Origin of the sequence: Allobosea lathyri, from assembly GCF_900108245.1 — a bacterium.
Lineage (GTDB): Bacteria > Pseudomonadota > Alphaproteobacteria > Rhizobiales > Beijerinckiaceae > Allobosea > Allobosea lathyri.
The window spans coordinates 629,098-651,827 of the sequence record NZ_FNUY01000001.1; the positions used below are offsets into that span (position 1 = coordinate 629,098).

Below are 22,730 nucleotides of genomic sequence, written 5' to 3' on the forward strand. Positions count from 1 at the left end.
CATGACAAGGCGATATCGCATTGATCACGCGCTGTTGGGCATCGGCCGAGAAAGTTGGCGAAGACGACAATCGCGCACAAAAAAGCCCGCGCGGCGCGAGGCCGGCGCGGGCTTGCTGATAGTGAATAGTCTCAGAGCTGCTCGAGCAGAGCCTCGGCGCCGGAGACGTCGGCCTTGCCGGGTGCGTCCTCGATGTTCAGCGCCTGCACGACGCCGTCTTCGACGATCATCGAATAGCGCTGCGAGCGGGTTCCCAGGCCAAAGCCCGAACCGTCCAGCGAGAGGCCGATCTCCTTGGCGAAATCGGCGTTGCCGTCCGAGAGGAATTCGATGACGCCGGCCCCGCCGGTCGCCTTCGACCAGGCGTCCATCACGAACACGTCGTTGACGCCGGTGACCATGATCGCGTCGACGCCCTTGGCCTTGATCTCGCTTGCCTTGCCGAGATAGCCGGGCAGGTGATTCTTGTGGCAGGTCGGCGTGAAGGCGCCGGGAACGGCGAAAAGAACGACCTTCTTGCCCTTGAACAGGTCATCCGTGGTCTTGGCGGCCGGACCGTCTGCGGTCATGATCCGGAATGTCGCCTGGGGAAGCTTGTCACCAACCTTGATGGTCATCGCGCCTGTTCTCCGTGAAGTCTGCGGCAGGGTGCCGTCCGCGTCACGAATTAGGGCTTGGCGACGGGGATGTCGAGTTCAAGTCGCGTCTCGACCGACTTCGGCGTTCCCCGCAGCGTGAAGATGAAGGGGATCGGGCCGGCCGCGCCCTTGGGCCGTTCGTTGATGCGGATCTGCGCGACCAGGCTGCCATCTGCCTGCTGGCTCAGGCGCGATTTGCCGAAGGACCACATGCCGGGTCCCTCGATGAAGACATCCTCGACCTTGCCGTCGGGCGGAACCTGCAGCACGAGGCGAAGGCCAGGGTCGACCACTTCATCATCGAGCTTCGCTTCGATGACCGAGGGCTTCTCCTTGTGCGGGCCAAGCTTGACCGGCACGGGCACCCGCGCCTCGAAACTTTCCAGCCGTGGCGAGGTCACGGAGGTCACGCCGGGTTCCAGCCAAAGCCGCGTCTCGCCGGTGGCGGGAACGCAGATCTTTTCGCAAACCGCATAATCGAGCTTCAGCACCAGCATGACCGGTTTCGCGGGGTCGACAGGCTGGACCGACACGGGAATCACGACTTCGCCGACATAGCCGATCGAATAGCCCGCCGAATCCTGGAAGCGCTCGGGCGCCGGCCAGCGCACGTCGAGACCGCCGATATTGGTCGAGCCGCTCCAGTCGAACACCGGTGGTACGCCGAAATCGCCGGGGCTGCGCCAATAGGTCTTGTAGCCGGGCGCCATCACGATCTCGACGCCGACGCGCTGCTTTCCGGACGGCGCGGTGGCGCCCGCGATCAGGCGCAACGAGGAATGGTCACCCTTCGACCAGTTCGAAGTAGCCGCCTCCTGCGCCAAGGCAGGGGTGCCCAGCACGAACGCTGCGGCCGTCAGCAAAGGAAAAAACTGTTTCACACTGCTGACTTATGCGTTGCGAGACGAAATTGCGAACAAAACCTCTTCCTTTGCGCGATGACCGCGCAATGGGGCGATGACTGCGGAACGATCACAGATGCGAATATTGACCCATGAATGGGGCGCAATCGCGATGTCGGTTTTTCAACCTGCGCTACCAGTTCACAGCGAGGGTGAAAGTGCTCTAGCATGCAGCCATGAAGATCGGCTCAAATCAGCGTGTCAGTGGTCGCAGCTATCTCGACGGACAATGTCTGATCGCGATGCCCGGCATGTCCGATACCCGTTTCAACCGCAGCGTCGTCTATATCTGCGCGCATTCGGAGGATGGCGCGATGGGCATCATCCTCAACAAGCCTGCGCCAGACACGAAATTTCCCGACCTTCTTGTCCAGCTCGATGTCATTCCCTCCGAGGAGCTGATCCGCCTGCCGAGCCAGGCCGAGCGCATGCAGGTGCTGCGGGGCGGACCGGTGGAGACCAAGCGCGGCTTCGTCCTGCACTCTGCCGATTTCTTCCTGGAATCAGCGACGCTCCCGATCGATGACGGTATCTGCCTGACGGCGACGCTGGACATCCTGCGCGCCATCGCCATCGGCAGCGGCCCCGAGAATGCTGTGCTGGCGCTGGGTTACGCAGGCTGGGGCGCCGGACAGCTCGAATCGGAAATCCAGTCGAATGGCTGGCTGCATTGCGCTGCCGACGCCGCGCTGCTGTTCGACGAGGTCATCGAGACCAAATATCACCGCGCGCTTGGCAAGATCGGCATCGATCCCGCCTTCCTGTCCCGGGAAGCCGGACACGCCTGAGCTGTTAGGCTCTCCGACGGAGAGCGAGCCTCAGGCCGCCTCGGTGGAGGCGGCGCGCGCGCCCATCAGCCGGCGTGCCTCTGCTGCCGTCATCGGCTGGCCGAAGATGTAGCCCTGCGCATATTGGCAACCGAGCTGGTAGAGCTCGATCGCATCGGATTCGGTCTCCGCGCCTTCTGCTACGACATCCATGCGCAGGTCAGCCGCGAGCTGGACGATCGAGCGCAGGATCACCGGCGGCTTGCCGTTGCCCATCTGCCGCACGAAGCTCTGGTCGACCTTGATCGTGTCGAAGGGGAAGCGCTGCAGATAGGACAGCGACGAATAGCCCGTCCCGAAATCGTCGAGGGAAAGACCGGCGCCGAGTTCGCGGATGCGGCTCAGCATCTGCGCGGCATATTCCGGATTCTCCATCACCAGGCTCTCGGTGATCTCGAGCTTCAGCGTGCCCGGCAGGATGCGCCGGCGGCCCAGCACCGTCTTGACGTCGTGCAGCAGGTCGTGCCGCAGCAACTGCCGGCTGGAGACGTTGACGCTGGCGAAGATCGGCGGGTCGACCTCGAGCGCCGCCTGCCACGCTTCCAGCTCGCGCGCCGTGCGATCCATTACATAGACGCCGAGATCGACGATCAGCCCGGTTTCCTCGGCGATGGAGAGGAAGTCCTGGGGCATCAGCCGGCCTTCGCGCGGATGGTCCCAGCGTACCAGAGCCTCGAAGCCGGCAATGGTCCGGTCCTCCAGCCTGACGATTGGCTGGTACATCACCTGGATCTCGCCGCGCTCGATCGCCCGGCGCAGGTCGCTTTCCAGTGCGAGCCGGTCGTTGCGGTCCGTCCGCATCGCCGGCACGAAGACTTCGATCTTGTTGCCGCCCTGCCGCTTGGCATGGGCCATGGCGAGTTCGGCGTTCTTCAGCGCATCGTCCTTGCGCGCGGCGGGCGCTGGATCGAACAACGCGAGCCCGATAGATGGCGTCAGCACGATCTCGCGCTCGGCAAAAGTCACGGGAGTCGAGACGGCGCGGCGCACCAGTTCCGCCAGCGCCAGGATGCGCTCTGGGTCGCGCTCCGAGACCAGGATCATCGCGAAAGTGTCGCCGCCGATGCGGGCCAGCGTGTCCTGAGCCCTGAGCAGGCGGCCGAGACGGCGCGCCAGCGTCAGCAGGATCGAATCGCCTGCCGAGAAACCGACGGATTCGTTGACCTGCTTGAAGCGGTCGATATCGATGACGAGCACGGTCGGGCGGATGTTCTCGTCGGCGCGGGTGAAGCCGAAGACTGCCCCTAGCCGGTCCTGGAACAGCTTGCGGTTCGGCAGCCCGGTCAGATTGTCATGCACGGCGTCGTGCAGCAGGCGCTCCTGCGCGGTCCGCTGTTCGGTGACATCAGACAGCGTGCCGATGACGCGGATGACCTCGCCGTCCGAGCCGATGACCGGCCGGGCCTTGAGGTTGAACCAGTGATAGGCGCCATTGGCCGAGCGCAGGCGCACGTCGAGATAGAGCTTGCCGCGGCGCTGCTCCAGCACGGCATCGAGCGTAACGCGGTAGCGATCGCGATCGGCCACATGCATGTGTTCCAACCAGCGCGAGGCCGAACCTTCGAGTGACCCGCGCGGCAGTCCGAGCAGCGTTTCGATCTGCGGCGAGACGAAGATCTTGTCGGCGCTGACATCCCAGTCGAAGACGAGATCGCCGGAGCCCGACAAGGCAAGCGCGCGACGCTCGGTATCGGAGACCAGCCCTTGCGACAATGCGCCGCCGGCAAAGGCGTGCTGGATCACCGTGAAGCCGATCAGCAGGACGATCAGGACGAGACCGCCCAACAAGGCAGGCGCGACCAGATCGCGTTGAAATTGCCCGGTCACCGTAAAGCCGGCGGCCGTGACCCAGACCGCCAGGAGGAACCAGGTCGGGATCAGCATCACCGCCCGCTCATAGCCATGCGTCGCCAGATGCAGGATCAGCACGAAGCCGACAGCCGCCACCGCCGCGATCGATATGCGCGCGATGCCGGAAGCCATCGGTGCGTCGAACACGGCAAGGCCAGTCAACCCGGCAAGGCCGAGGATCCAGATGATCGTGACGTGGCTGTAGCGCACATGCCAGCGTGACAGGTTGAGATAGGCGAAGAGAAAGACGAGCAATGTCGCCGCCAGCACGACCTCGGCGCCGGCTCGGTATATTCGTTCTATCGCCGGGGTCAGCGGGAAGATGCGCTGGAAGAAGCCGAAATCGAGACCCGCATAGGCCAGAACCGCCCAGGCAAGCGCGGCCGCCGCCGGGAAGATCACCGCGCCCTTGACCACGAAGATGATGGTCAGGAACAGCGCCAGCAGGCCGGCAATGCCGATGATGATGCCCTTGTAGAGCGTCAGCCCGTTGGTCTTCTGGCGATAGGCCTCCTGCTCGAACAGATAGAGCTGCGGCAGGTTCGGCGATTTCAGCTCGGCGACGAAAGTGACCGTGGTTCCCGGGTCGAGCGTGATCAGGAAGACATCCGCGTCCGGGCTCGCCTCGCGTTCGGGCGAGAGGCCCTGGCTCGCGGTCACCGCTTCGATGCGGGTGTCGCCGAGATCGGGCCAGATCACGCCGGAGCCGATCAGCCTGTGGAAAGGCGCGACCAGCAGCCGGTCGATCTGCTCGTCCGAGTCGTTGGTGAGCGCGAAGACGATCCAGTCGGGCCTTGCGCCGGATTCGCGCGCGCGCACCGCGATGCGGCGCACGATGCCGTCAGGCCCCGGCGCCGTCGAGATCTGGATGACGTCGCCGTCGGATTTGTTGCGCTCGACGACATTGGTCAGGTCGATCACGGGGACATCGACAGGCACACGAACGGCTTCGACGGCCAGGGCCGGATTGGTAGCCGCGAATGTGAACCACAAGGCGAGCCCGGCGACGGCGAGGCCAAACCGGAGGAGTCGGTCGGGAATGGACAAGCGGCGCTCGCGGCTGGGACGGAAGACTGTCATTACAATTTGAGCGACCAGTCCTATCGGCGGCTCATGGCGAGGGCAAGGCATGGAGTGCCCCGCCGAGCCCCACCTGATCACCGGTTGTCCCCCGGAACGTGGTCGCCCGAGAGGGCGGCATAGAGCAGATGATCGGCCCAGACGCCGTTGATCCGCAGATAGGAGCGCGCCACGCCCTCATGCTGGAAGCCGACGCGTTCCAGCAGCCGGCGCGAGGGCTCGTTATTGGGCAGGCAGGCCGCCTCGACCCTGTGCAGCGCCAGATCAGAAAAGGCGAAGCGCAACGCGCCCCGCACCGCTTCCGTCATGTAGCCCTTGCCGGCATGGCGCTGGCCCATCCAGTAGCCCAGCGTGCAGGCCTGTGCGACGCCGCGGCGCACGAGCCCGAGGGTCAGGCCGCCGAGCAGCGCGTCCGAACGGCTGTCGAAGATGAAGAGCGAATAGGCCTCGTCGCTGGCGATCTCGCGTGCCGCGCGCTTGGTCCGGAGGCGAAACGAGGTGCGGGTCAGGTCGTCCTCGTTCCAGACCGGCTCCCACGGCGTCAGGAAGGCGCGGCTTTCCATGCGCAACATCGCCCAGTCCGAATAATCGGCGGCCTGGGGCGCCCGAAGCACGAGATTGGGCGTGCGGAACAGGGGGCGTGTCGGGGGCTCGCTCGGGAAGCGGAAGAGCGCCATCGCCGGTCAGTCCGCTGCTCGCGCCGCATGCAGCAGCCGCTTGGCTGGCGGCAACCCCTGAAGAGGACCCACAGCCGCGATCGTCGGCTGGTGGCCGAGCAACGAGCGCCCGGCAGCGCGGACATCGTCCAGCGTCACCGCGTCTAAGCGCGCCGACAGCTCCTCGCGAGGGATGGCACGGCCGAAGAGCAGGACCTGCCGCGCCATCTGCTCGAGCTTGCCACCGGGACTTTCCAGCGAGGCGAGCAGCCCGACCTTCATCTGGGCGCGGGCGCGGGCGACTTCGACTTCACTCACATCTTCAGCCGCCTTGCGCAGGCTGGCGAGCGCGACTTCGATCAACTCCGCGACATCTTCGGGCGCTGTGCCAGCGCTGATGCCGAAGACACCGCAATCCGAGAATGGCCAATGGAAGGCGTCGATGGCATAGGCCAGGCCGCGCTGCTCGCGCACCTCCTGGAACAGCCGCGACGACAGGCCGCCTCCCAGCACCGAGGAAAAGATCTGCAGCGGGTAGTGCGCGCCGTCCTTGAAAGGCAGGCCCGGGAAGCCGAGCACGAGATGAACCTGCTCCTCGTCGCCCTTGATCCGCGCTTCGCCACCGACATAGCGGCCATCGGTGCGGGCCAGCGGCGCTGCGGGCTTTGCGGGCAACGCGGAGAGATGCTGCTTGGCCAGCGCGACGAGCTGCTCGTGATCGACCGCGCCCGACGCCGCCAGCACCATGTTGCCGGCGTGATAATGCCTGGCGAGATAGGCGCGGATCGCATCGGGCGTAAAACCCTTGACCGTCTTTGCCGTGCCTAGGATCGGCCGGCCGAGGGGCTGGTCCGGGAAGGCGGCCTGCAGGAAGCGGTCATAGACGAGATCGTCCGGCGTATCCTGGACGGCGCTGATCTCCTGCAGGATCACGCCCTTCTCGCGCTTCAGCTCCTCATCGGTCAAAGCCGGCGCGGTCAGGATATCCGAGAGGATATCGACAGCGAGGCCCAGGTCAGAGCCGAGGACGCGGGCGGTGTAGCAGGTATATTCGACTGAGGTCGCCGCGTTGAGATCGCCGCCGACGCTCTCGATCTCCTCGGCGATCTCCAGCGCGTTGCGCCGCGCCGTGCCCTTGAAGGCCATGTGTTCGAGCAGATGGGCAAGGCCATGCTCGTGAGGAAGCTCGTCGCGCGAGCCCGCGCCGATCCAGATGCCGAGCGACACGGTCGCCGCATGGTCCATGCGCTGCGAAACGATGCGCAGCCCCGAAGGCAGGATCGTCAGGCCGACATCGGGGTCGTGCTTGCCATGGCCATCGGGAACCGGAGCCACGATCGCAGCCGTCTCGGCCGGCCCTGTCGCGCTCATGCTGCCGCTCCCCTGACCGCGCGCGCATTCTGCCGCACGAAATCCTCGACGCGGGCCAGATCGTTGGGCAGGCAGGTAAAGCGCTCCTTGCGCTCCATCAGATCCGCCAGATGTGCGGGCAAAGCAGGCGTCACGCCGCTGGCGGCTGCGACCGCCGCCGGGAATTTGGCGGGATGAGCGGTGCCGAGCACGATCATCGGCGTGGCCGGATCTGCCTTCAGACCCTGTCGCGCCGCGCCGACGCCGATCGCGGTGTGGGGATCGAGCAGATAGCCGGCCTCGCGCCAGGTCCGGTCGATCTCGGCGGCGGTGGCTGTCTCATCGATCGCTGCCGCATCGAACTCGCTGCGGATTTTTGCGAGCGGTTCGGCCTCGATCTCGAAACGCCCCGACTGCTGCAAGGATTGCATCAGGCGGCGGACGGCGGCGCCGTCGCGGCCATGCACCTCGAACAGCAGCCGCTCGAAATTGGAGGAGATCTGGATGTCCATCGAAGGCGAGGTCGTCGCCGCCACGCCGCGCATCTCATAGGCGCCGCTGGCCAAGGTCCGCGCCAGGATGTCGTTGCTATTGGTGCCGATCAGCAGCCGCTCGATCGGCAGGCCCATGCGCTTGGCGACGAAGCCCGCCAGAACATCGCCGAAATTGCCGGTCGGCACGGCGAAGGAGACCTTTCGCGCCGGCCCGCCGAGCGCCACCGCGGAGGTGAAATAATACACCACCTGCGCCGCGATCCGGGCCCAGTTGATCGAGTTGACGCCCGACAGCCCGATCTCGTCGCGGAATGCATGATGGTTGAACATCGCCTTCAGCAGGTTCTGGCAATCGTCGAAGGTCCCGTCGACCGCGATGGCATGGACGTTGGGCGCATCGACCGTGGTCATCTGCCGGCGCTGCACATCCGAAACCCGGCCCTGCGGATAGAGGATGAAGACATCAACACGCGACAGGCCCTTGAAGGCGTCGATCGCGGCGCCGCCGGTATCGCCCGAGGTCGCGCCGACGATCGTGGCGCGCTCTCCGCGCAAGGTCAGCACATGGTCCATCAGCCGCCCGAGCAGCTGCATCGCCACGTCCTTGAAGGCGAGCGTCGGTCCATGGAAGAGTTCGAGCACGAAGAGGTTGTCGCCGAGCTGCGTCAGCGGGCAGACGGCCGGATGCCGGAAGCTGGCATAGGCCTCGGCGATCATCTCGCTCAGCGCCTTGCTTTCGATATCGCCATCGGTCAGCGCGCCCAGGACCCGCTCGGCAACCTCGGCATAGGGCTTGCCGGCGAAACCGGCGATCTCGCTCTGATCGAGCACCGGCCAGCTCTTCGGAACATAGAGCCCGCCATCGCGGGCAAGACCGGCAAGAAGAGCGTCGGAAAAGGAGAGCGCGGGAGCTTCCCCGCGGGTGGAAACATGCAGCACGGTTTCGGGCCTCGATGATCGTGGCTGATGCTATAGGCCGGGAGCGGAATTAGGGCAAAGGTTGCTGCGGCCTGCCGGCCATTCCTTGAGGGAAGGCGCGCCGGCGCTATGGCCGGACGACGCGGTAGCGCAGCGGCACGACGATCGGGCGTGAGAGCCTCAGACCGAAGGGCGCTGCCGCCCCTGCCATGCGAAAGCGCCGAACACGCCAAGCAACGTCAGCGCCAGACCGAACCATGTCAGCGCATAGGACAGATGGTTGTCGGGTATCCGGGCGATCAGTTCTTTCGCGTCCACGCCGGCCGGTGGGATGAGGCCGTTACCCTCACGCTCGGCTTCGAGATAGAAGGGCGCGGCATTGGTCAGGCCGAGCGAGGCTGCGATCGCGGCCGGGTCGCGCGTGTAGAATTCGCGGTTTGCCGGCAGGTCGGCGGGGGTGAAACTGCCGCGTGCCTCCGGCGCGCGCAGGAAGCCCGTGACGCGGGCAGGGCCGCTTGCCGGCGTGATCTCGCCGAGCCGGCCCTCGGGCACGAAGCCGCGATTGATCAGGATGAGGCCGCCGTCATCCAACCGAAAACCCTGGAAGATCCAGCGGCCGAAGCCGGATAGCTGGCGTGTGCCGGGAGCGCCGGCGGCGATCGTCGTGCGCACGCCCGCGAAGGCGCCGTCCACGAAGGTGCCGCTGGCCGCGACCCGCGTCAGGTCGAGTTTGCTCGGATCGAGATTGGCCCAGTCCGCAGCGGCAGGCATCGAAGCGGGCGCCCCGCTCGCCTGCGCTTCCAGCCTTGAGATGAAGGCGTGCTTTTCGCCCATCCGCATGATCTGCCAGCTGCCCAGCGTGCAGAGCACCAGCGTTCCGGCAATGGTGAGCAGCGCCGGCAGCAGCAGCGAGACGCGTCGCGTGGGGGCCGTCATCTCGCTCACGTCTCCCGCCGGCCTTCCTCGGCCTTGTGGGCATATTGCAGGGCGACAGCGAGCCCTTTCATCGGCCGCAGCAAGGCGAGGCAGACGATCACCGCCAGCGGCAGCCAGATCACCATGTGCAGCCAGATCGGCGGCTCATAAGCGATCTCGACATAAAGCGCCGCCCCAAGCACGGCGAAGCCCGCGATCAGCATGATGAAAACGGCCGGGCCATCGGCTGAGTCGGCGAAGCTGAAATCGAGGCCGCACGCATTGCAGCGCGGCCGGACCTTCAGGAAACCCTCGAACAGCTTGCCCTCGCCGCAGCGCGGGCACCGGCCCGCGATTCCGGTCTTGAAAGGGGAGGGCGGGGGCGTGTGATCGTCGGCCATGATGGCCTCCAGAAAGAGCAAAGGCGGCCTCGCGGCCGCCTTACGTCGTCATTGCGAGAAGCGAAGCGACGAAGCAATCCAGGGTATGTCGAGCGCGGCCGCCCCTGGATTGCTTCGCTATGCTCGCAATGACGGGTGAGGTCAGTGCGCCGCCGCAGCGACGCCGGAGCCCGCGCCCCAGACATAGATCGAGGCGAACAGGAACAGCCAGACCACGTCGACGAAATGCCAGTACCAGGCGGCGAACTCGAAGCCGAGATGCTGGTCCGGCTTGAAGTGGCCGAGATAGACCCGGTACAGGCAGATCGCCAGGAAGATCGTCCCGATGATCACATGGAAGCCGTGGAAGCCGGTCGCCATGAAGAAGGTCGAGCCGTAGATGTGTCCGGCGAATGCGAAGGTGGCGTGGGAGTACTCGTAGGCCTGCGTCATCGTGAACAGGATGCCGAGGATCACGGTCAACCACAGGCCCTGCTTCAAGCCCTTGCGATCGCCATGGATCAGCGCGTGATGCGCCCAGGTCACTGTGGTGCCCGAGGTCAGCAGGATCAGCGTGTTGAGCAGCGGCAGGTGCCAGGGATCGAAGGTGGCGATGCCCTTGGGCGGCCAGACGCCGCCGGTGAACTCCTGCCGGGTGTAGTTGATCGCCTCGCCCGAGAAGAGGCTGGCGTCGAAATAGGCCCAGAACCACGCAACGAAGAACATCACCTCGGAGGCGATGAACATCAGCATGCCGTAGCGATGGTGGATCTGCACGACCTTGGTGTGGTGTCCCTCGTGCTCTGCCTCGCGGGTCACGTCCATCCACCAGGCCAGCATCGTGTAGAGCACGCCGAGCATGCCGACGCCGAAGATCAGCGGGCCGAGCTTCATGCCGCCGATCGACATGGCCTTCATCCACATCACCGCGCCCATGGCCAGCACGGTCGCGCTGGCGGCGCCGACGAGCGGCCACGGGCTCGGATCGACGAGATGGTAGTCGTGGTTCTTGGTATGGGCCCCGGCCATCGTATCAGTCTCCGCGTCCGACTTTTCGCTCAGCGCTCGTTTCCGGCGCAATTTTTACAGGTTCGATTTGCTTGCGTCACCCTTGGCGGGGTCGCTTTTGCCTTCGGCTACCGGCTGCCCCGCCTTGGAGGCGAAGTAAGTGTATGACAGCGTGATCGAATTCACGCCGTCGAGCTCGCGGTTCTGCGCGATCTCGGGATCGATATAGAACACGACCGGAGCCTCCAGCGTCTCGCCCGGCTGGAGCGTATGCTCCGTGAAGCAGAAGCACTGGATCTTGACGAAATAGGCGGCGCCCTTTTCCGGCGCGATATTATACGTCGCGATACCCGTCGAAGGCCGGCTCGTGCGGTTGGTGATCTTGTAGAACACGGTCTGCGTCTGGCCGACCCGAAGCTTGATCTCGGGGCTCTCCGGCTCGAACTTCCAGCCCAGCCCGGGCGAGACATTGGCGTCGAAGCGCACCGACATCGTGCGGTCGAGGATGGTGCTGGCGCCGGCCGTGCCGACCATCGGGGTGCCGCCAAAGCCCGTCGTCTTGCAGAACAGGTCGTAGAGCGGCACGGCCGCAAAGGACAGGCCGGTCATGCCCATCGCGACGCCGGCGCAGATCAGCGCCGTGCGGCCGAGATTCTTGGGCCTTTCGACGTTCTTGGGCCTTTCGACGGGAGACGGCGCGGCGCTCATCACAGCGGCCGGTTCATGATCGCGGGGCCGGTCTTGACCAGCGTCACCACGAAGAAAAACACCACGAGCCCGGCCAGCACGAGCGCGAGCGCGACGTTGCGACGCCTGCGGCGCGCCATATCCTCGGGCGAAAAGGCGGCGGGAGCCACCGGCTGCTTGCGCGGCTCGTTCATCCGATCACCTTGGGCAGGGCCCACATCAGGCCCAGGCTGTTCTCGGCCAGAAGCACTGCGAAAAGCAGGAAGAGGTAGAGGATCGAGAAGCCGAACAGCGAATAGGCCGCCTTGTGCGCCGCGTCGCCCTCGGTCGTCCTGAGCACGCGGACCGCCAGCGCGATCATGGCCAGGCCGGTCACGACGGAAACGACGAGATAGATCAGGCCGCCGAAGCCCATCAGCGCGGGCAGCACGGCAACCGGCGCCATCACCAGCGAATAGGCAAGGATGTGCCGGCGGGTCGAGGCGGGTCCGGCGACATTGGGCAGCATCGGGATGCCGGCGCGCGCATAATCGGCCGATTTGACCAGTGCCAGCGCCCAGAAATGCGGCGGGGTCCACAGGAAGATGATCGCGAACAGCACGAGCGAGCGGATGCCGAAACCGCCGGTGACGACCGCCTCGCCGATCATCGGCGGGAAGGCGCCCGCCGCGCCGCCGATGACGATGTTCTGCGGCGTCCAGCGCTTCAGCCACATCGAATAGACGACGGCGTAGAAGAAGATCGTGAAGGCGAGCATGCCCGCCGCGAGCAGATTGGCGACAAGCCCGAGCACTAAGACTGCGCCGATCGACAGCGTCAGGCCGAAAGCGAGCGCCTCGGAAGGCAGGATGCGGCCGGCCGGTATCGGGCGCTTGGCGGTGCGGACCATCAGTGCGTCGATGTCGGCGTCGTACCACATGTTGAGGCAGCCCGACGCGCCGGCGCCGACCGCGATGGCCAGCAGCGCTGCGAACCCGATCACCGGATGTACGGTGCCCGGCGCGGTCGCCATGCCGGCAAGCGCCGTCACGATGACCAGCGACATCACGCGCGGCTTGAGCAGCGTGAAGAAATCGCGCGCCTCGCCGGTGGAGGTCAGCGCCGTGCCGTCGGTGCGGGGATCGAGCTTGTCGAACACAGCGGACATGGGTTCAGTCGTTTCAATTCCTGCAGCGCCACTTCGCGGCGCGTGATCTTCGGAAGCGGCTTTGCCGCCCGTCTCCGAAACGTCCGATAGGGCGTTCGGGAGAGAGGCGGCGGCGGGCGCTGGGCCCGCCGCCAGAAATTCTCAGTGGTCCGAGCCGGTGATGCGCGGCAGCGTCTCGAACTGGTGGAAGGGCGGCGGCGAGGGCAGCGTCCATTCCAGGGTGGTTGCACCTTCGCCCCACGGATTGTCCCCGGCGAGTTCCTTGCGCGTGAAGGCGACGAACACGCCGTAGAAGAAGATCAGCAGGCCGAAGGCAAAGATGTAGGAGCCGATCGAGGACACGAAATGCCACCCGGCGAAGGCATCGGGATAGTCGGCATAATGCCGCGGCATGCCGGCCAGGCCGAGGAAGTGCTGCGGGAAGAACAGCACGTTCGCGCCGACGAAGGCGACCCAGAAGTGCAGCTTGCCGATCCAGTCCGGGATGACGTAGCCGCTCATCTTCGGGAACCAGTAGTAGAAGCCGGCGAAGATGCCGAACACGGCGCCCAGCGACAGCACGTAGTGGAAATGCGCCACGACGTAATAGGTCGCATGCAGCGAGCGGTCGACGCCGGCATTGGCCAGCACGACGCCGGTGACGCCGCCGACCGTGAACAGGAAGATGAAGCCGATCGCCCAGATCATCGGCGCGGTGAAGCGGATCGAGCCGCCCCACATCGTCGCGATCCAGGAGAAGATCTTGATGCCGGTGGGCACCGCGATGACCATCGTCGCAAACACGAAGTAGCGCTGCGTGTTGAGCGAGAGACCGGCCGTATACATGTGGTGCGCCCACACGATGAAGCCGACGACGCCGATCGCGACCATGGCGTAGGCCATGCCGAGATAACCGAAGATCGGCTTCTTCGAGAAGGTCGAGATGATGTGGCTGACGATGCCGAAGGCCGGCAGGATCATGATGTACACTTCGGGGTGGCCGAAGAACCAGAACAGGTGCTGGTACAGGATCGGATCGCCGCCGCCGGCCGGATCGTAGAAGGTCGTGCCGAAATTGCGGTCGGTCAGCAGCATGGTGATGGCGCCGGCGAGAACGGGCAGGGCCAGCAGCAGCAGGAAGGCCGTCACCAGCACGCCCCAGGCGAACAGCGGCATCTTGTGCATGGTCATGCCGGGAGCGCGCATGTTCAGGATCGTGGTGATGAAGTTGATCGCGCCCAGGATCGAGGCTGCGCCGGCAAGGTGCAGCGCGAGAATGCCGAAATCGACCGACGGCCCGGGGTGGCCCGCCGACGAGAACGGCGGATAGATCGTCCAGCCCGTGCCGACGCCGTGCGCGCCCGGCGCGCCTTCGACGAACATCGAGGTGATCAGCAGGATGAAACCGGAGACCGTCAGCCAGAACGAGATGTTGTTCATGCGCGGGAAGGCCATGTCCGGCGCGCCGATCATCAGCGGCACGAACCAGTTGCCGAAGCCGCCGATCACGGCGGGCATGACCATGAAGAAGATCATGATCAGGCCGTGGCCGGTCACGAAGACGTTGTAGCTCTGGCCGTTGGCGAAGATCTGCATGCCGGGCTGCTGCAGCTCGATCCGCATCATGATCGAGAGGAAGCCGCCGACGAGCCCGGCCATGATCGAGAAGATCAGGTAGAGCGTGCCGATGTCCTTGTGGTTGGTGGACATCAGCCAGCGGCGCCATCCGGTCGGATTGGCGTGCGCTTCGTCATGTCCGTGGGCGTGAGCGTGCGGAGCCGCTGTTGCCATCGCCTTGGTCTCCTCGTGCGAAATCTGTTCGCGACAGTCAGTCAATCAGGTTCGATGCGGGCCGACGGCCCGCGACGGGGTTCACTTCGACGAGATGGCGAGCTTGCTGCCAGCATCTTCGGCGTTGGCGAATTTCTGCTTCGCCTCGGTCAGCCAGGCGGCATAGCGCTCGGCGCTGACGACGCGGAAGGCGATCGGCATATAGGCGTGGTTCTGTCCGCAGATGAACGAACACTGGCCGTAATAGATGCCTTCGCGATCGGCCTTGAACCAGGTTTCGTTCAGGCGGCCGGGAATGGCGTCGATCTTGATGCCGAAGGATGGCACCGTGAATTTGTGGATGACGTCGGCGCCGGTGACCTGGACGCGCACGATCTTGCCGACCGGCACGACCGCCTCGTTGTCGACCGCGAGCAGGCGCGGGGCCTCGGCGGCGGCGATCCTGTTGCTGCTGATCGCCTCGGCGCGCTGCTTCTCGTCGAGCATCAGCGAATCGAAGCCGAAAGTGCCCTGGTCCTGCGCGTATTCGTAGGACCAGTACCACTGCTTGCCGGTCACCTTCAGGGTGAGGTCGGCCTGCGGAATCTCGAGCTGCAGCTTGAGCAGGCGGAAGGACGGGATGGCGATGACGACGAGGATGAGGACGGGAATCACCGTCCAGGCCACTTCGAGCAGCGCGTTATGCGTGGTCTTCGAGGGAACCGGGTTGCTCTTCTCGTTGAAGCGCCAGGCGACATAGAGCAGCAGGCCGAGCACGAAGATCGTGATCGCGAAGATGATCACGTTGAGCCAGTCATGGAACCAGTGGATGTATTCCGAGACCTCGGTCGCGGCACCCTGAAGGTTCAACTGCCAGGGGCTCGGCATGCCGGTTCCCGCGCTGGCGCTGCCGGAAACAATTGCCGTCGCTGCGACGGCAAGGGCTCCAGCGGCCACGGTTGCAATGGTCCTGCTCAGAAATCGCATCGATCCGACATAGCTCCTCATCGTGCCCGGCATGGAGCCCCTTGATAGGCTCATGTCCATGCATGGCAAAGCGCGACCGCGAGGCCACCTTGCTCTTCGAGATTGCGATAAATCAAAGATCACGCTTGCGCCAGAGGGGCAATGCGAGCCGTCCACCCCAGCCGTGCGGCATAATCACGCTAGGCCGGGCAGAAGCCGCGGCCGCATTGCCGTCCGCGCCTTGACAGGACCGGGCCTGCATGGTCCCAACGCATTCAACGCTGAAGCAGCAGTCGGATTCATGGAGCACGGGCCGGTTTTCCGCCTGAATTCTGCTCCTTAAACGTCATCAGGCCCGGCCGCTGCGCCGGTTTGGAGGGTTAGCAGGGATGGGCAAGATATTCGGACCTGTCTGTGCGGCGGTCTTCGCGGTGATCGGCGCCTGTCTCGCCATCGGCCCGGCTTTCGCTCAGGGCGCGGTCAGGTCGACGCATGGTGACTGGCAGATGCGCTGCGAGGTGCCGCCCGGCGCCAAGGCAGAACAATGCGCGCTCGTGCAGAACGTCGCGGCCGAGGATCGGCCGAATCTGACGCTCCTCGTCATCGTCCTGAAGACGGCGGACCAGAAGAGCAGGCTCCTGCGCGTGGTCGCGCCGCTCGGCGTGTTGCTGCCCTCGGGGCTCGGTCTCAAGATCGACGACAAGGATATCGGCCGCGCCGGCTTCGTGCGCTGCCTGACGACGGGTTGTGTTGCGGAAGTGGTGATGGACGATACGCTGCTTGGACAGCTCAAGGCTGGCAAGAGCGCCACTTTCATCGTGTTTCAGACGCCGGAAGAGGGGGTGGGCGTGCCCGTTTCGCTCACCGGCTTCGGTCCTGGCGTGGAGGCCTTGCCGTGATTGTTGCGAATTTTCGCCAGCCGCGTTGGCTGATTCTTCCGGTTCTATGCCTGGGCCTGGCCGGCTGCGGCTCCTCGGGGTCGTCCTCGGGCCAGCCAAGCGCGTTTCAGAAATTCAGCAACGTCGTGATGTTCCAGTCGACGACGCCGCCGGCACCCAACCAGTTGCCGAAGGAAGAGCAGGAAGAAACTCAAGTCTGCCCCGAGGTCATCATTGCCGATGGCGGGGCGGCGCTTCGTTCCCAGTCGGGCGGCGATAGCGGCAGCCTGCGCCATCAGATCTCGATTCTGAACGTCGCTCGCGAGTGCACTCCGACAGGCGGCGGCGGTTTCCGTCTCAAGGTCGGCGCGGAAGGTCGCGTGTTGCTCGGCCCGGCCGGCGGCGCGGGCAGCTATAGCGCGACGCTGACCATCCAGGTCCTGCGTGGAACCACCGTCGTCGCGCGCCGCGCCTCCCGGGTTGGCGGCACGATCCCCAGCGGCCAGGGTGGAACCGACTTCTCGCATGTCGAAGATGGGATCATCGTCCCGCCCGGTAGCGGCGATGTCGAGATCATCATCGGCCTGAGCGCCGGCGGCGCTGCCACGCCTGTGCGCAGCCGCCGCAGATAGCCACAGCGATAGCCGGGAAACGAGACGGCGCCCGATTGACTCCGGGGGCCGGTCTTGTATCTCTGCCTCAGCCGTAAAATCCCCGCGGGAGAGACCGGGTCCGGACTTAGAAATCCGGATTCGGCGCCGAAGGCGCAACCGCCCCGGAAACGCTCAGGCAAATGGACCGCGTGGGACTTGGCGCTCTGGAAAGCGGCGGAAGCGATTCCGCCCACCGACGGGTGTAACTCGTCCGGCTGATTGCGCCGGTGCGGGGAAATCTCTCAGGTTCCAAGACAGAGGGGGCGCGCTCCGGACAGTTCCGTCCGGGGCTTGCGCTTGACTCTGGAAGGGGCCGTCCATGGCTGCCGAGGCCGCTGAATCCGACATTGCGAGCGCTGTTGCGCCGCTCAAGACCCCGCTCCATTCCCGTCATGTCGCATTGGGCGCCCGCATGGTACCTTTCGCCGGCTACGACATGCCGGTGCAGTACCCGTCGGGCATTCTGACCGAGCACAACTGGACGCGCGAAAAGGCCGGCCTTTTCGATGTCTCGCATATGGGGCAGGCCTTCCTCATCGGCCCCGACCACGAGACGACGGCGCGCGCGCTCGAGGCGCTGATTCCCGCCGATATCCTGAACCTTGCTCCAGGCAAGCAGCGCTATTCGCAGCTCCTGAACGAGGAGGGCGGCATACTCGACGATCTGATGGTGACGCGCTCAGCCGATCCCGACGAGGACGGCGCGCTCTATCTGGTGGTCAACGCCGCCTGCAAGAATGAGGACTATCCCCATATCGAGGCGCGCCTGCCCGCCAATGTGAAGCTCGTCCGGGCCGAGCATCGCGGCCTGATCGCCATTCAGGGACCTGCGGCTGCCGAGGCGCTGGCCGCGCTTGCGCCCGAGGCTGCCGAGATGGGCTTCATGACCTCGCGCTCGATGAAGGTCGCCGGCATCAAGGCCAATCTCAGCCGCTCCGGCTATACGGGCGAGGATGGCTACGAGATTTCCGCCGCAGCCGGCAAGATCGGCGAGATCTGGGACACGCTTCTGCTCGACGCTCGTGTCAAGCCGATCGGGCTTGGTGCGCGTGATTCGCTCAGGCTTGAAGCCGGGCTTTGCCTCTACGGTCACGACATCGACACCACGACCTCGCCGGTCGAAGGCGCGCTGACCTGGTCGATCCAGAAGCGCCGCCGCGAAGAGGGCGGTTTTCCCGGTGCTGCCCGCATCCAGCGCGAATTCGCGGAAGGTGTGACCCGCGTTCGCGTCGGCCTGCTGCCGGAAGGCCGTGCCCCCGCGCGCGAAGGCGCGGAGATTGCCACGCCCGAGGGCGAAATCGTCGGCAAGGTCACCTCGGGCGGCTTCGGCCCGACGCTGAACGCACCTCTTGCCATGGGCTATGTCGCAAAGGCTCATTCGGCTCCTGGCACGCGGCTTGATCTGATCGTGCGCGGCAAGCCGCTGCCGGCCGTCGTCGCCGCGATGCCCTTCGTCCCCAACCGTTACAAGCGCTGATCCTTCATCCCCTTTCCGGAGACAAGACCATGGCCGAGACCCGCTACACCAAGGACCACGAATACATCCGCATCGAAGGCGATACCGGCATCGTCGGCATCAGCGACTACGCCCAGTCGCAGCTTGGCGATGTCGTCTTCGTCGAGCTCCCTCCTGTCGGCAAGGCGATTGCAAAGGGAGCCGAGGCGGCGGTCGTCGAGAGCGTCAAGGCCGCGTCGGAAGTCTATGCGCCCGTCTCCGGTGACGTCGTCGCGGTCAACAGCGAACTCGAGGCTGCCCCGGGAACGGTGAACGAGGATCCGGCCGGCAAGGGCTGGTTCGTCAAGCTCAAGCTCAGCAACGCCGCCGAGCTGGAAGGCCTGATGAGCGAGGCCGAGTACCAGGATTACGTCAAGACGCTTTGAAGCGACCTCGCCGTCATTCCGGGGCGCTGCGAAGCAGCGAGCCCGGAACCCAGAACCGATGCCGGTTCCGGAAAGTGGCGGTCCGTTCCAGCTTCCTTGCACCACTTTCGTTTCTGGGTTCCGGGCTCCTCGCTGCGCTCGGCCCCGGAATGACCGAGGAAATTCCATGCGCTATCTCCCCCTGACCGACACCGACCGCGAGGACATGCTCGCGCGCGTCGGCGTGCCCGACATCGACACGCTGTTCAGCGATGTCCCCGCCGGCAAGCTGCTCAAGGCGCCGCTGGATCTGCCGCGTGCCAAGGGCGAGCTCGAGGTCGAGCGGATCATGGGCCGCATGGCCGCCCAGAACATCGCGGCGTCCTCCGTGCCCTTCTTCGTCGGCGCCGGTGCCTATAAGCACCATGTTCCGGCGACGGTGGACCATCTGATCCAGCGCTCGGAGTTCCTGACCAGCTACACGCCCTACCAGCCCGAGATCGCGCAGGGCACGCTGCAATATCTCTTCGAGTTCCAGACCCAGATCGCCGCCCTGACCGGCATGGAGGTCGCCAACGCCTCGATGTATGACGGCTCGACCGGCACCGGTGAGGCCGTTCTGATGGCTCATCGCGTCACCAGGCGGCGCAAGGCCGTGCTGTCGGGTGGCCTGCATCCGCATTACGCCGATGTGGTCCGGACGCTGTCGGAGATGGCGAACGACACGGTCGTGACGCTTGATCCCGATGTTGCGGCCAATGAGGACATCCTATCGCAGATCGACGACGAGACCTCCTGCGTCGTCGTGCAGAACCCCGACGTCTTCGGCAATCTGCGCGACCTCAGCCCCATCGCCGCGAAGGCGCAGGCTCATGGCGCCCTTTTGATCGCGGTCTTTACCGAGGTCGTCTCGCTCGGCGCGGTCGTCCCGCCCGGCGCGATGGGGGCCGATATCGTCGTCGGCGAGGGCCAGTCGATCGGCAACGCCCTGAACTTCGGCGGACCCTATGTCGGGCTGTTTGCCGCCAAGACCAAGTATCTGCGTCAGATGCCGGGCCGGCTCTGCGGCGAGACGGTCGATGCCGATGGCCAGCGCGGCTTCGTGCTGACGCTTTCGACCCGCGAGCAGCATATCCGCAGGGACAAGGCGACCTCGAACATCTGCACCAATTCCGGCCTCTGCGTGCTGGCCTTCACCATCCATATGACGCTGCTGGGGCAGGCGGGTCTCGCGCGGCTGGCCGAGGTCAACCACGCCAATGCCGTCAAGCTCGCCGACCTGCTCGCCGGCGTGAAGGGCGTCTCCGTCCTGAACGAGAGCTTCTTCAACGAGTTCACGCTGAAGCTGTCCAAGCCCGCCGCACAGGTGGTCGAGGCGCTGGCCGACAAGGGTGTGCTCGGGGGCGTGCCGGTTTCGCGCCTGCTGCCGAATGCCGGGCTCGACGATCTCCTGATCGTGGCCAACACCGAAATCAATACGGATGAAGATCGGGCGGCCTTCGTCAAGTCGTTGGGCGAGGTTCTGGCGTGACGCCGACAACAGCGCTCGACCTGTCCCCTTCCCCCCGCTTGCGGTGGGGAAGGGTTAGGGATGGGGGGGCGCAAAGCCCGAGCGCCATCCTTCGTCGTCGCGCCGAGCGGCGCTGCCCCCCACCCCAACCCTCCCCACCGCAAGCGGGGGGAGGGGGTAGCGCGCGCCCTGCATCAGCCACAGCGACCGTCCTGACAGGAGCGACGATGAGCTCTTCGAGCCGCAAGGACCCACGCACTACCAATGCAAGGCGGCTTCGTCGCGAGGCGACATCTGCCGAGAAACGTCTTTGGCTTCATCTGAAGCAGCTGGAGTTGCCGGGCGGCCACTTCCGCCGCCAGGCTCCGATGGGGCCTTACTTCGCAGATTTCGTGCATTTCGGCATGAAGCTGGTGATTGAACTCGATGGCGGACAGCACGGTCTGCCCGAGTTCGCTGCTCATGACGCGCGCCGCACCGCCTATCTCGAGGCGCAGGGCTTCCGCGTCATGCGTTTCTGGAATCACGAACTCACCGACAATCTCGACGGCGTCGTCGAGACGATTTTTCGCGCCCTTCACGATCATTCCAACCCGACCGGAGCCCTCCCATGCTGAACCGTCAGGGACGTCCCACCCAGGCTGGCGCTTCCGCCGTCGAAACCCACGCCACCTTCACCGGCAACAAGGCGCTGCAGCAGATCGAGCCGCTGATCTTCGAGATCGGCCATCACGAGACGACCGGCGTCGACATCGATAAGCCCACAGCGTTCAAGTCGCGGCTCGGCAAGCACGCTCGCAAGGGTGAGATCGGCCTTCCCGGCCTCTCCGAGCCCGAGGCGATGCGCCATTACGTCCGCCTGAGCCAGAAGAATTACGGCATCGACACCGGGCTGTTCCCGCTCGGCTCCTGCACTATGAAGCACAATGCCCGCCTCAACGAGAAGATGGCGCGGCTGCCGGGCTTCTCGGACGTGCACCCGCTCCAGCCGCTGACGACGGTGCCGGGCGCGCTCGACGTGATGCTGCAGCTCTCGCATTATTTGATGACGCTGACCGGCATGCCGGCGGTGGCGCTGTCGCCTAAGGCCGGCGCGCATGGCGAGGCCTGCGGCATGATGGCGATCAAGGCCGCCATTGCCGCCAAGGGCGAGGGCGCGACCCGCACCGTCGTGCTCGTCCCGGAATCGGCCCATGGCACCAATCCGGCCACCGCGGCTTTGATCGGCTTCAGCGTGAAGTCGGTGCCGGCGCGTGAGGATGGCACGGTCGCGGTCGAGGACGTCAAGGCGCTGCTCGGACCCGACATCGCCGCGATCATGCTGACCAACCCGAACACCTGCGGCATCTTCGAGCCGCAGATCGTCGAGATCGCGGCTGCGATGCATGAGGCCGGCGCCTATTTCTACTGCGACGGGGCCAATTTCAACGCCATCGTCGGCAAGGCGCGGCCGGGTGATCTCGGTGTCGACGCGATGCATATCAACCTGCACAAGACCTTCTCGACGCCCCATGGCGGCGGCGGGCCGGGTGCCGGTCCCGTGGTGCTGTCGGAGCGTCTGGCGCCTTATGCTCCCGTGCCCTTCATCCATGTCGAGGCCGGCAAGCCGCGTCTCGTCGAGCAGAAGAGCGATGCCCCTGCGGGCAACGCGCCTTTCGGCCGCATGACCGCCTTCCACGGCCAGATGGGCATGTATGTCCGGGCGCTCGCCTATATGCTCAGCCACGGCTCGGACGGCATGAAGCAGGCTTCCGAGGATGCGGTGCTCAACGCCAACTACATCCGCGCCGGCCTGTCCGACCTGATGTCGCTGCCCTTCCCGGACCACCCCTCGATGCATGAGGCGTTGTTCGACGACGAGTGGCTGAAGGGCACGGGCGTCTCGACGCTCGATTTCGCGAAGGCGATGATCGACGAGGGCTATCACCCGATGACGGTGTATTTCCCGCTCGTGGTCCATGGCGCGATGCTGATCGAGCCGACCGAATCGGAATCCAAGGCCTCGCTCGATCTGTTCGTCGCGACCTTGCGTGACCTCGCCATGGCCGCGAAGGGCAATGACAAGGCGCGCTTCACATCGGCGCCGCATCACGCCCCGATCCGCCGTCTCGACGAGACCCGGGCGGCGCGTCAGCCGGTGCTGAAATGGGTGAAGCCGCAGCCTATCGCCGAAGCGGCGGAGTAATCCGCCGTCATTGCGAGCGCAGCGAAGCAATCCAGACGTCTCGCTCGACGTCCTCCTGGATTGCTTCGTCGCTTCG

The 22,730-nt window shown here is 65.4% G+C and carries 22 protein-coding genes and 1 riboswitch; of the genes, 8 read left to right on the forward strand and 14 right to left on the reverse strand.

The window, feature by feature from the left end:
* Nucleotides 1-131 precede the first annotated feature (131 nt).
* Together C4S73_RS02855 and C4S73_RS02860 are read right to left on the reverse strand one after the other, a co-directional pair.
* The gene (locus C4S73_RS02855) at nt 132-617 is read right to left on the reverse strand and encodes a peroxiredoxin (protein ID WP_103870925.1); all 486 of its coding nucleotides are present in this window, start codon (nt 615-617) and stop codon (nt 132-134) included.
* A 50-nt stretch (nt 618-667) separates the two neighbouring features.
* Complete coding sequence (locus C4S73_RS02860) at nt 668-1,480, reverse strand: protein-disulfide reductase DsbD domain-containing protein (RefSeq protein ID WP_146071258.1); 813 nt, start codon at nt 1,478-1,480, stop codon at nt 668-670.
* A gap of 236 nt (nt 1,481-1,716) precedes the next feature.
* Between C4S73_RS02860 and C4S73_RS02865 the strand changes: the two genes are divergently transcribed.
* Nucleotides 1,717-2,328, forward strand: coding sequence for a YqgE/AlgH family protein (locus tag C4S73_RS02865; RefSeq protein ID WP_103870927.1), 612 nt, complete (start codon nt 1,717-1,719; stop codon nt 2,326-2,328).
* 30 nt (nt 2,329-2,358) lie between these two features.
* Here the strand turns inward: C4S73_RS02865 and C4S73_RS02870 are convergent, their stop codons facing one another.
* From C4S73_RS02870 to coxB, 12 genes are all read right to left on the reverse strand, one after another.
* Nucleotides 2,359-5,298: an EAL domain-containing protein gene (locus C4S73_RS02870; protein ID WP_103870928.1), complete on the reverse strand. Its 2,940-nt coding sequence runs from the start codon at nt 5,296-5,298 to the stop codon at nt 2,359-2,361.
* A gap of 77 nt (nt 5,299-5,375) precedes the next feature.
* On the reverse strand, nt 5,376-5,975 hold the full coding sequence (locus C4S73_RS02875) for a GNAT family N-acetyltransferase (RefSeq protein ID WP_103870929.1): 600 nt from the start codon (nt 5,973-5,975) through the stop codon (nt 5,376-5,378).
* Between the two features lie 6 nt (nt 5,976-5,981).
* Complete coding sequence (locus C4S73_RS02880; protein WP_103870930.1) at nt 5,982-7,325, reverse strand: M16 family metallopeptidase; 1,344 nt, start codon at nt 7,323-7,325, stop codon at nt 5,982-5,984.
* Complete coding sequence (gene thrC, locus C4S73_RS02885) at nt 7,322-8,737, reverse strand: threonine synthase (protein WP_103870931.1); 1,416 nt, start codon at nt 8,735-8,737, stop codon at nt 7,322-7,324. Before thrC ends, C4S73_RS02880 begins: the two co-directional genes overlap by 4 nt.
* Before the next feature lie 159 nt (nt 8,738-8,896).
* Nucleotides 8,897-9,652, reverse strand: coding sequence for an SURF1 family protein (locus tag C4S73_RS02890; protein WP_146071259.1), 756 nt, complete (start codon nt 9,650-9,652; stop codon nt 8,897-8,899).
* A 5-nt stretch (nt 9,653-9,657) separates the two neighbouring features.
* On the reverse strand, nt 9,658-10,032 hold the full coding sequence (locus C4S73_RS02895) for a DUF983 domain-containing protein (RefSeq protein ID WP_103870933.1): 375 nt from the start codon (nt 10,030-10,032) through the stop codon (nt 9,658-9,660).
* Nucleotides 10,033-10,173: 141 nt separating this feature from the next.
* Entirely contained in the window at nt 10,174-11,040 is an 867-nt protein-coding gene (locus C4S73_RS02900; RefSeq protein ID WP_103870934.1) for a cytochrome c oxidase subunit 3, read from the reverse strand.
* Between the two features lie 54 nt (nt 11,041-11,094).
* Nucleotides 11,095-11,727: a cytochrome c oxidase assembly protein gene (locus tag C4S73_RS02905; RefSeq protein WP_103870935.1), complete on the reverse strand. Its 633-nt coding sequence runs from the start codon at nt 11,725-11,727 to the stop codon at nt 11,095-11,097.
* Nucleotides 11,727-11,900, reverse strand: coding sequence for a hypothetical protein (locus C4S73_RS28425; RefSeq protein ID WP_200827902.1), 174 nt, complete (start codon nt 11,898-11,900; stop codon nt 11,727-11,729). Before C4S73_RS28425 ends, C4S73_RS02905 begins: the two co-directional genes overlap by 1 nt.
* Nucleotides 11,897-12,853 carry a heme o synthase gene (locus tag C4S73_RS02910; RefSeq protein WP_103870936.1) on the reverse strand — a complete coding sequence of 319 codons (957 nt, stop codon included), beginning with the start codon at nt 12,851-12,853 and terminating at the stop codon, nt 11,897-11,899. Before C4S73_RS02910 ends, C4S73_RS28425 begins: the two co-directional genes overlap by 4 nt.
* Before the next feature lie 141 nt (nt 12,854-12,994).
* A complete protein-coding gene (gene ctaD / locus C4S73_RS02915; RefSeq protein ID WP_103870937.1) occupies nt 12,995-14,623 on the reverse strand; it encodes a cytochrome c oxidase subunit I in 1,629 nt (542 codons plus the stop codon).
* A gap of 81 nt (nt 14,624-14,704) precedes the next feature.
* Entirely contained in the window at nt 14,705-15,589 is an 885-nt protein-coding gene (coxB, locus tag C4S73_RS02920; RefSeq protein ID WP_103871263.1) for a cytochrome c oxidase subunit II, read from the reverse strand.
* Between the two features lie 368 nt (nt 15,590-15,957).
* On the opposite strand from coxB, the gene C4S73_RS02925 reads away from it, so the two are divergent.
* The 7 genes from C4S73_RS02925 to gcvPB all read left to right on the forward strand — a co-directional run bounded on the left by C4S73_RS02925 (nt 15,958) and on the right by gcvPB (nt 22,654).
* Nucleotides 15,958-16,467, forward strand: a complete 510-nt coding sequence (locus C4S73_RS02925; RefSeq protein WP_103870938.1) for an invasion associated locus B family protein — start codon at nt 15,958-15,960, stop codon at nt 16,465-16,467.
* Nucleotides 16,464-17,078 carry a hypothetical protein gene (locus C4S73_RS02930; protein ID WP_103870939.1) on the forward strand — a complete coding sequence of 205 codons (615 nt, stop codon included), beginning with the start codon at nt 16,464-16,466 and terminating at the stop codon, nt 17,076-17,078. The genes C4S73_RS02925 and C4S73_RS02930 overlap by 4 nt, the downstream gene beginning before the upstream one ends.
* Before the next feature lie 75 nt (nt 17,079-17,153).
* Nucleotides 17,154-17,257: riboswitch (glycine riboswitch) on the forward strand.
* 161 nt (nt 17,258-17,418) lie between these two features.
* Nucleotides 17,419-18,576 carry a glycine cleavage system aminomethyltransferase GcvT gene (gene gcvT / locus C4S73_RS02935; protein WP_103870940.1) on the forward strand — a complete coding sequence of 386 codons (1,158 nt, stop codon included), beginning with the start codon at nt 17,419-17,421 and terminating at the stop codon, nt 18,574-18,576.
* Nucleotides 18,577-18,605: 29 nt separating this feature from the next.
* Nucleotides 18,606-18,980 (forward strand): glycine cleavage system protein GcvH, encoded by a 375-nt coding sequence (gene gcvH, locus C4S73_RS02940; protein WP_103870941.1) that lies wholly within the window; start codon nt 18,606-18,608, stop codon nt 18,978-18,980.
* 166 nt (nt 18,981-19,146) lie between these two features.
* Nucleotides 19,147-20,490 (forward strand): aminomethyl-transferring glycine dehydrogenase subunit GcvPA, encoded by a 1,344-nt coding sequence (gene gcvPA, locus C4S73_RS02945; RefSeq protein ID WP_103870942.1) that lies wholly within the window; start codon nt 19,147-19,149, stop codon nt 20,488-20,490.
* A 206-nt stretch (nt 20,491-20,696) separates the two neighbouring features.
* Complete coding sequence (locus C4S73_RS02950; RefSeq protein WP_103870943.1) at nt 20,697-21,086, forward strand: endonuclease domain-containing protein; 390 nt, start codon at nt 20,697-20,699, stop codon at nt 21,084-21,086.
* Nucleotides 21,080-22,654, forward strand: a complete 1,575-nt coding sequence (gcvPB, locus tag C4S73_RS02955) for an aminomethyl-transferring glycine dehydrogenase subunit GcvPB (protein WP_103870944.1) — start codon at nt 21,080-21,082, stop codon at nt 22,652-22,654. Before C4S73_RS02950 ends, gcvPB begins: the two co-directional genes overlap by 7 nt.
* Nucleotides 22,655-22,730: the final 76 nt, after the last annotated feature.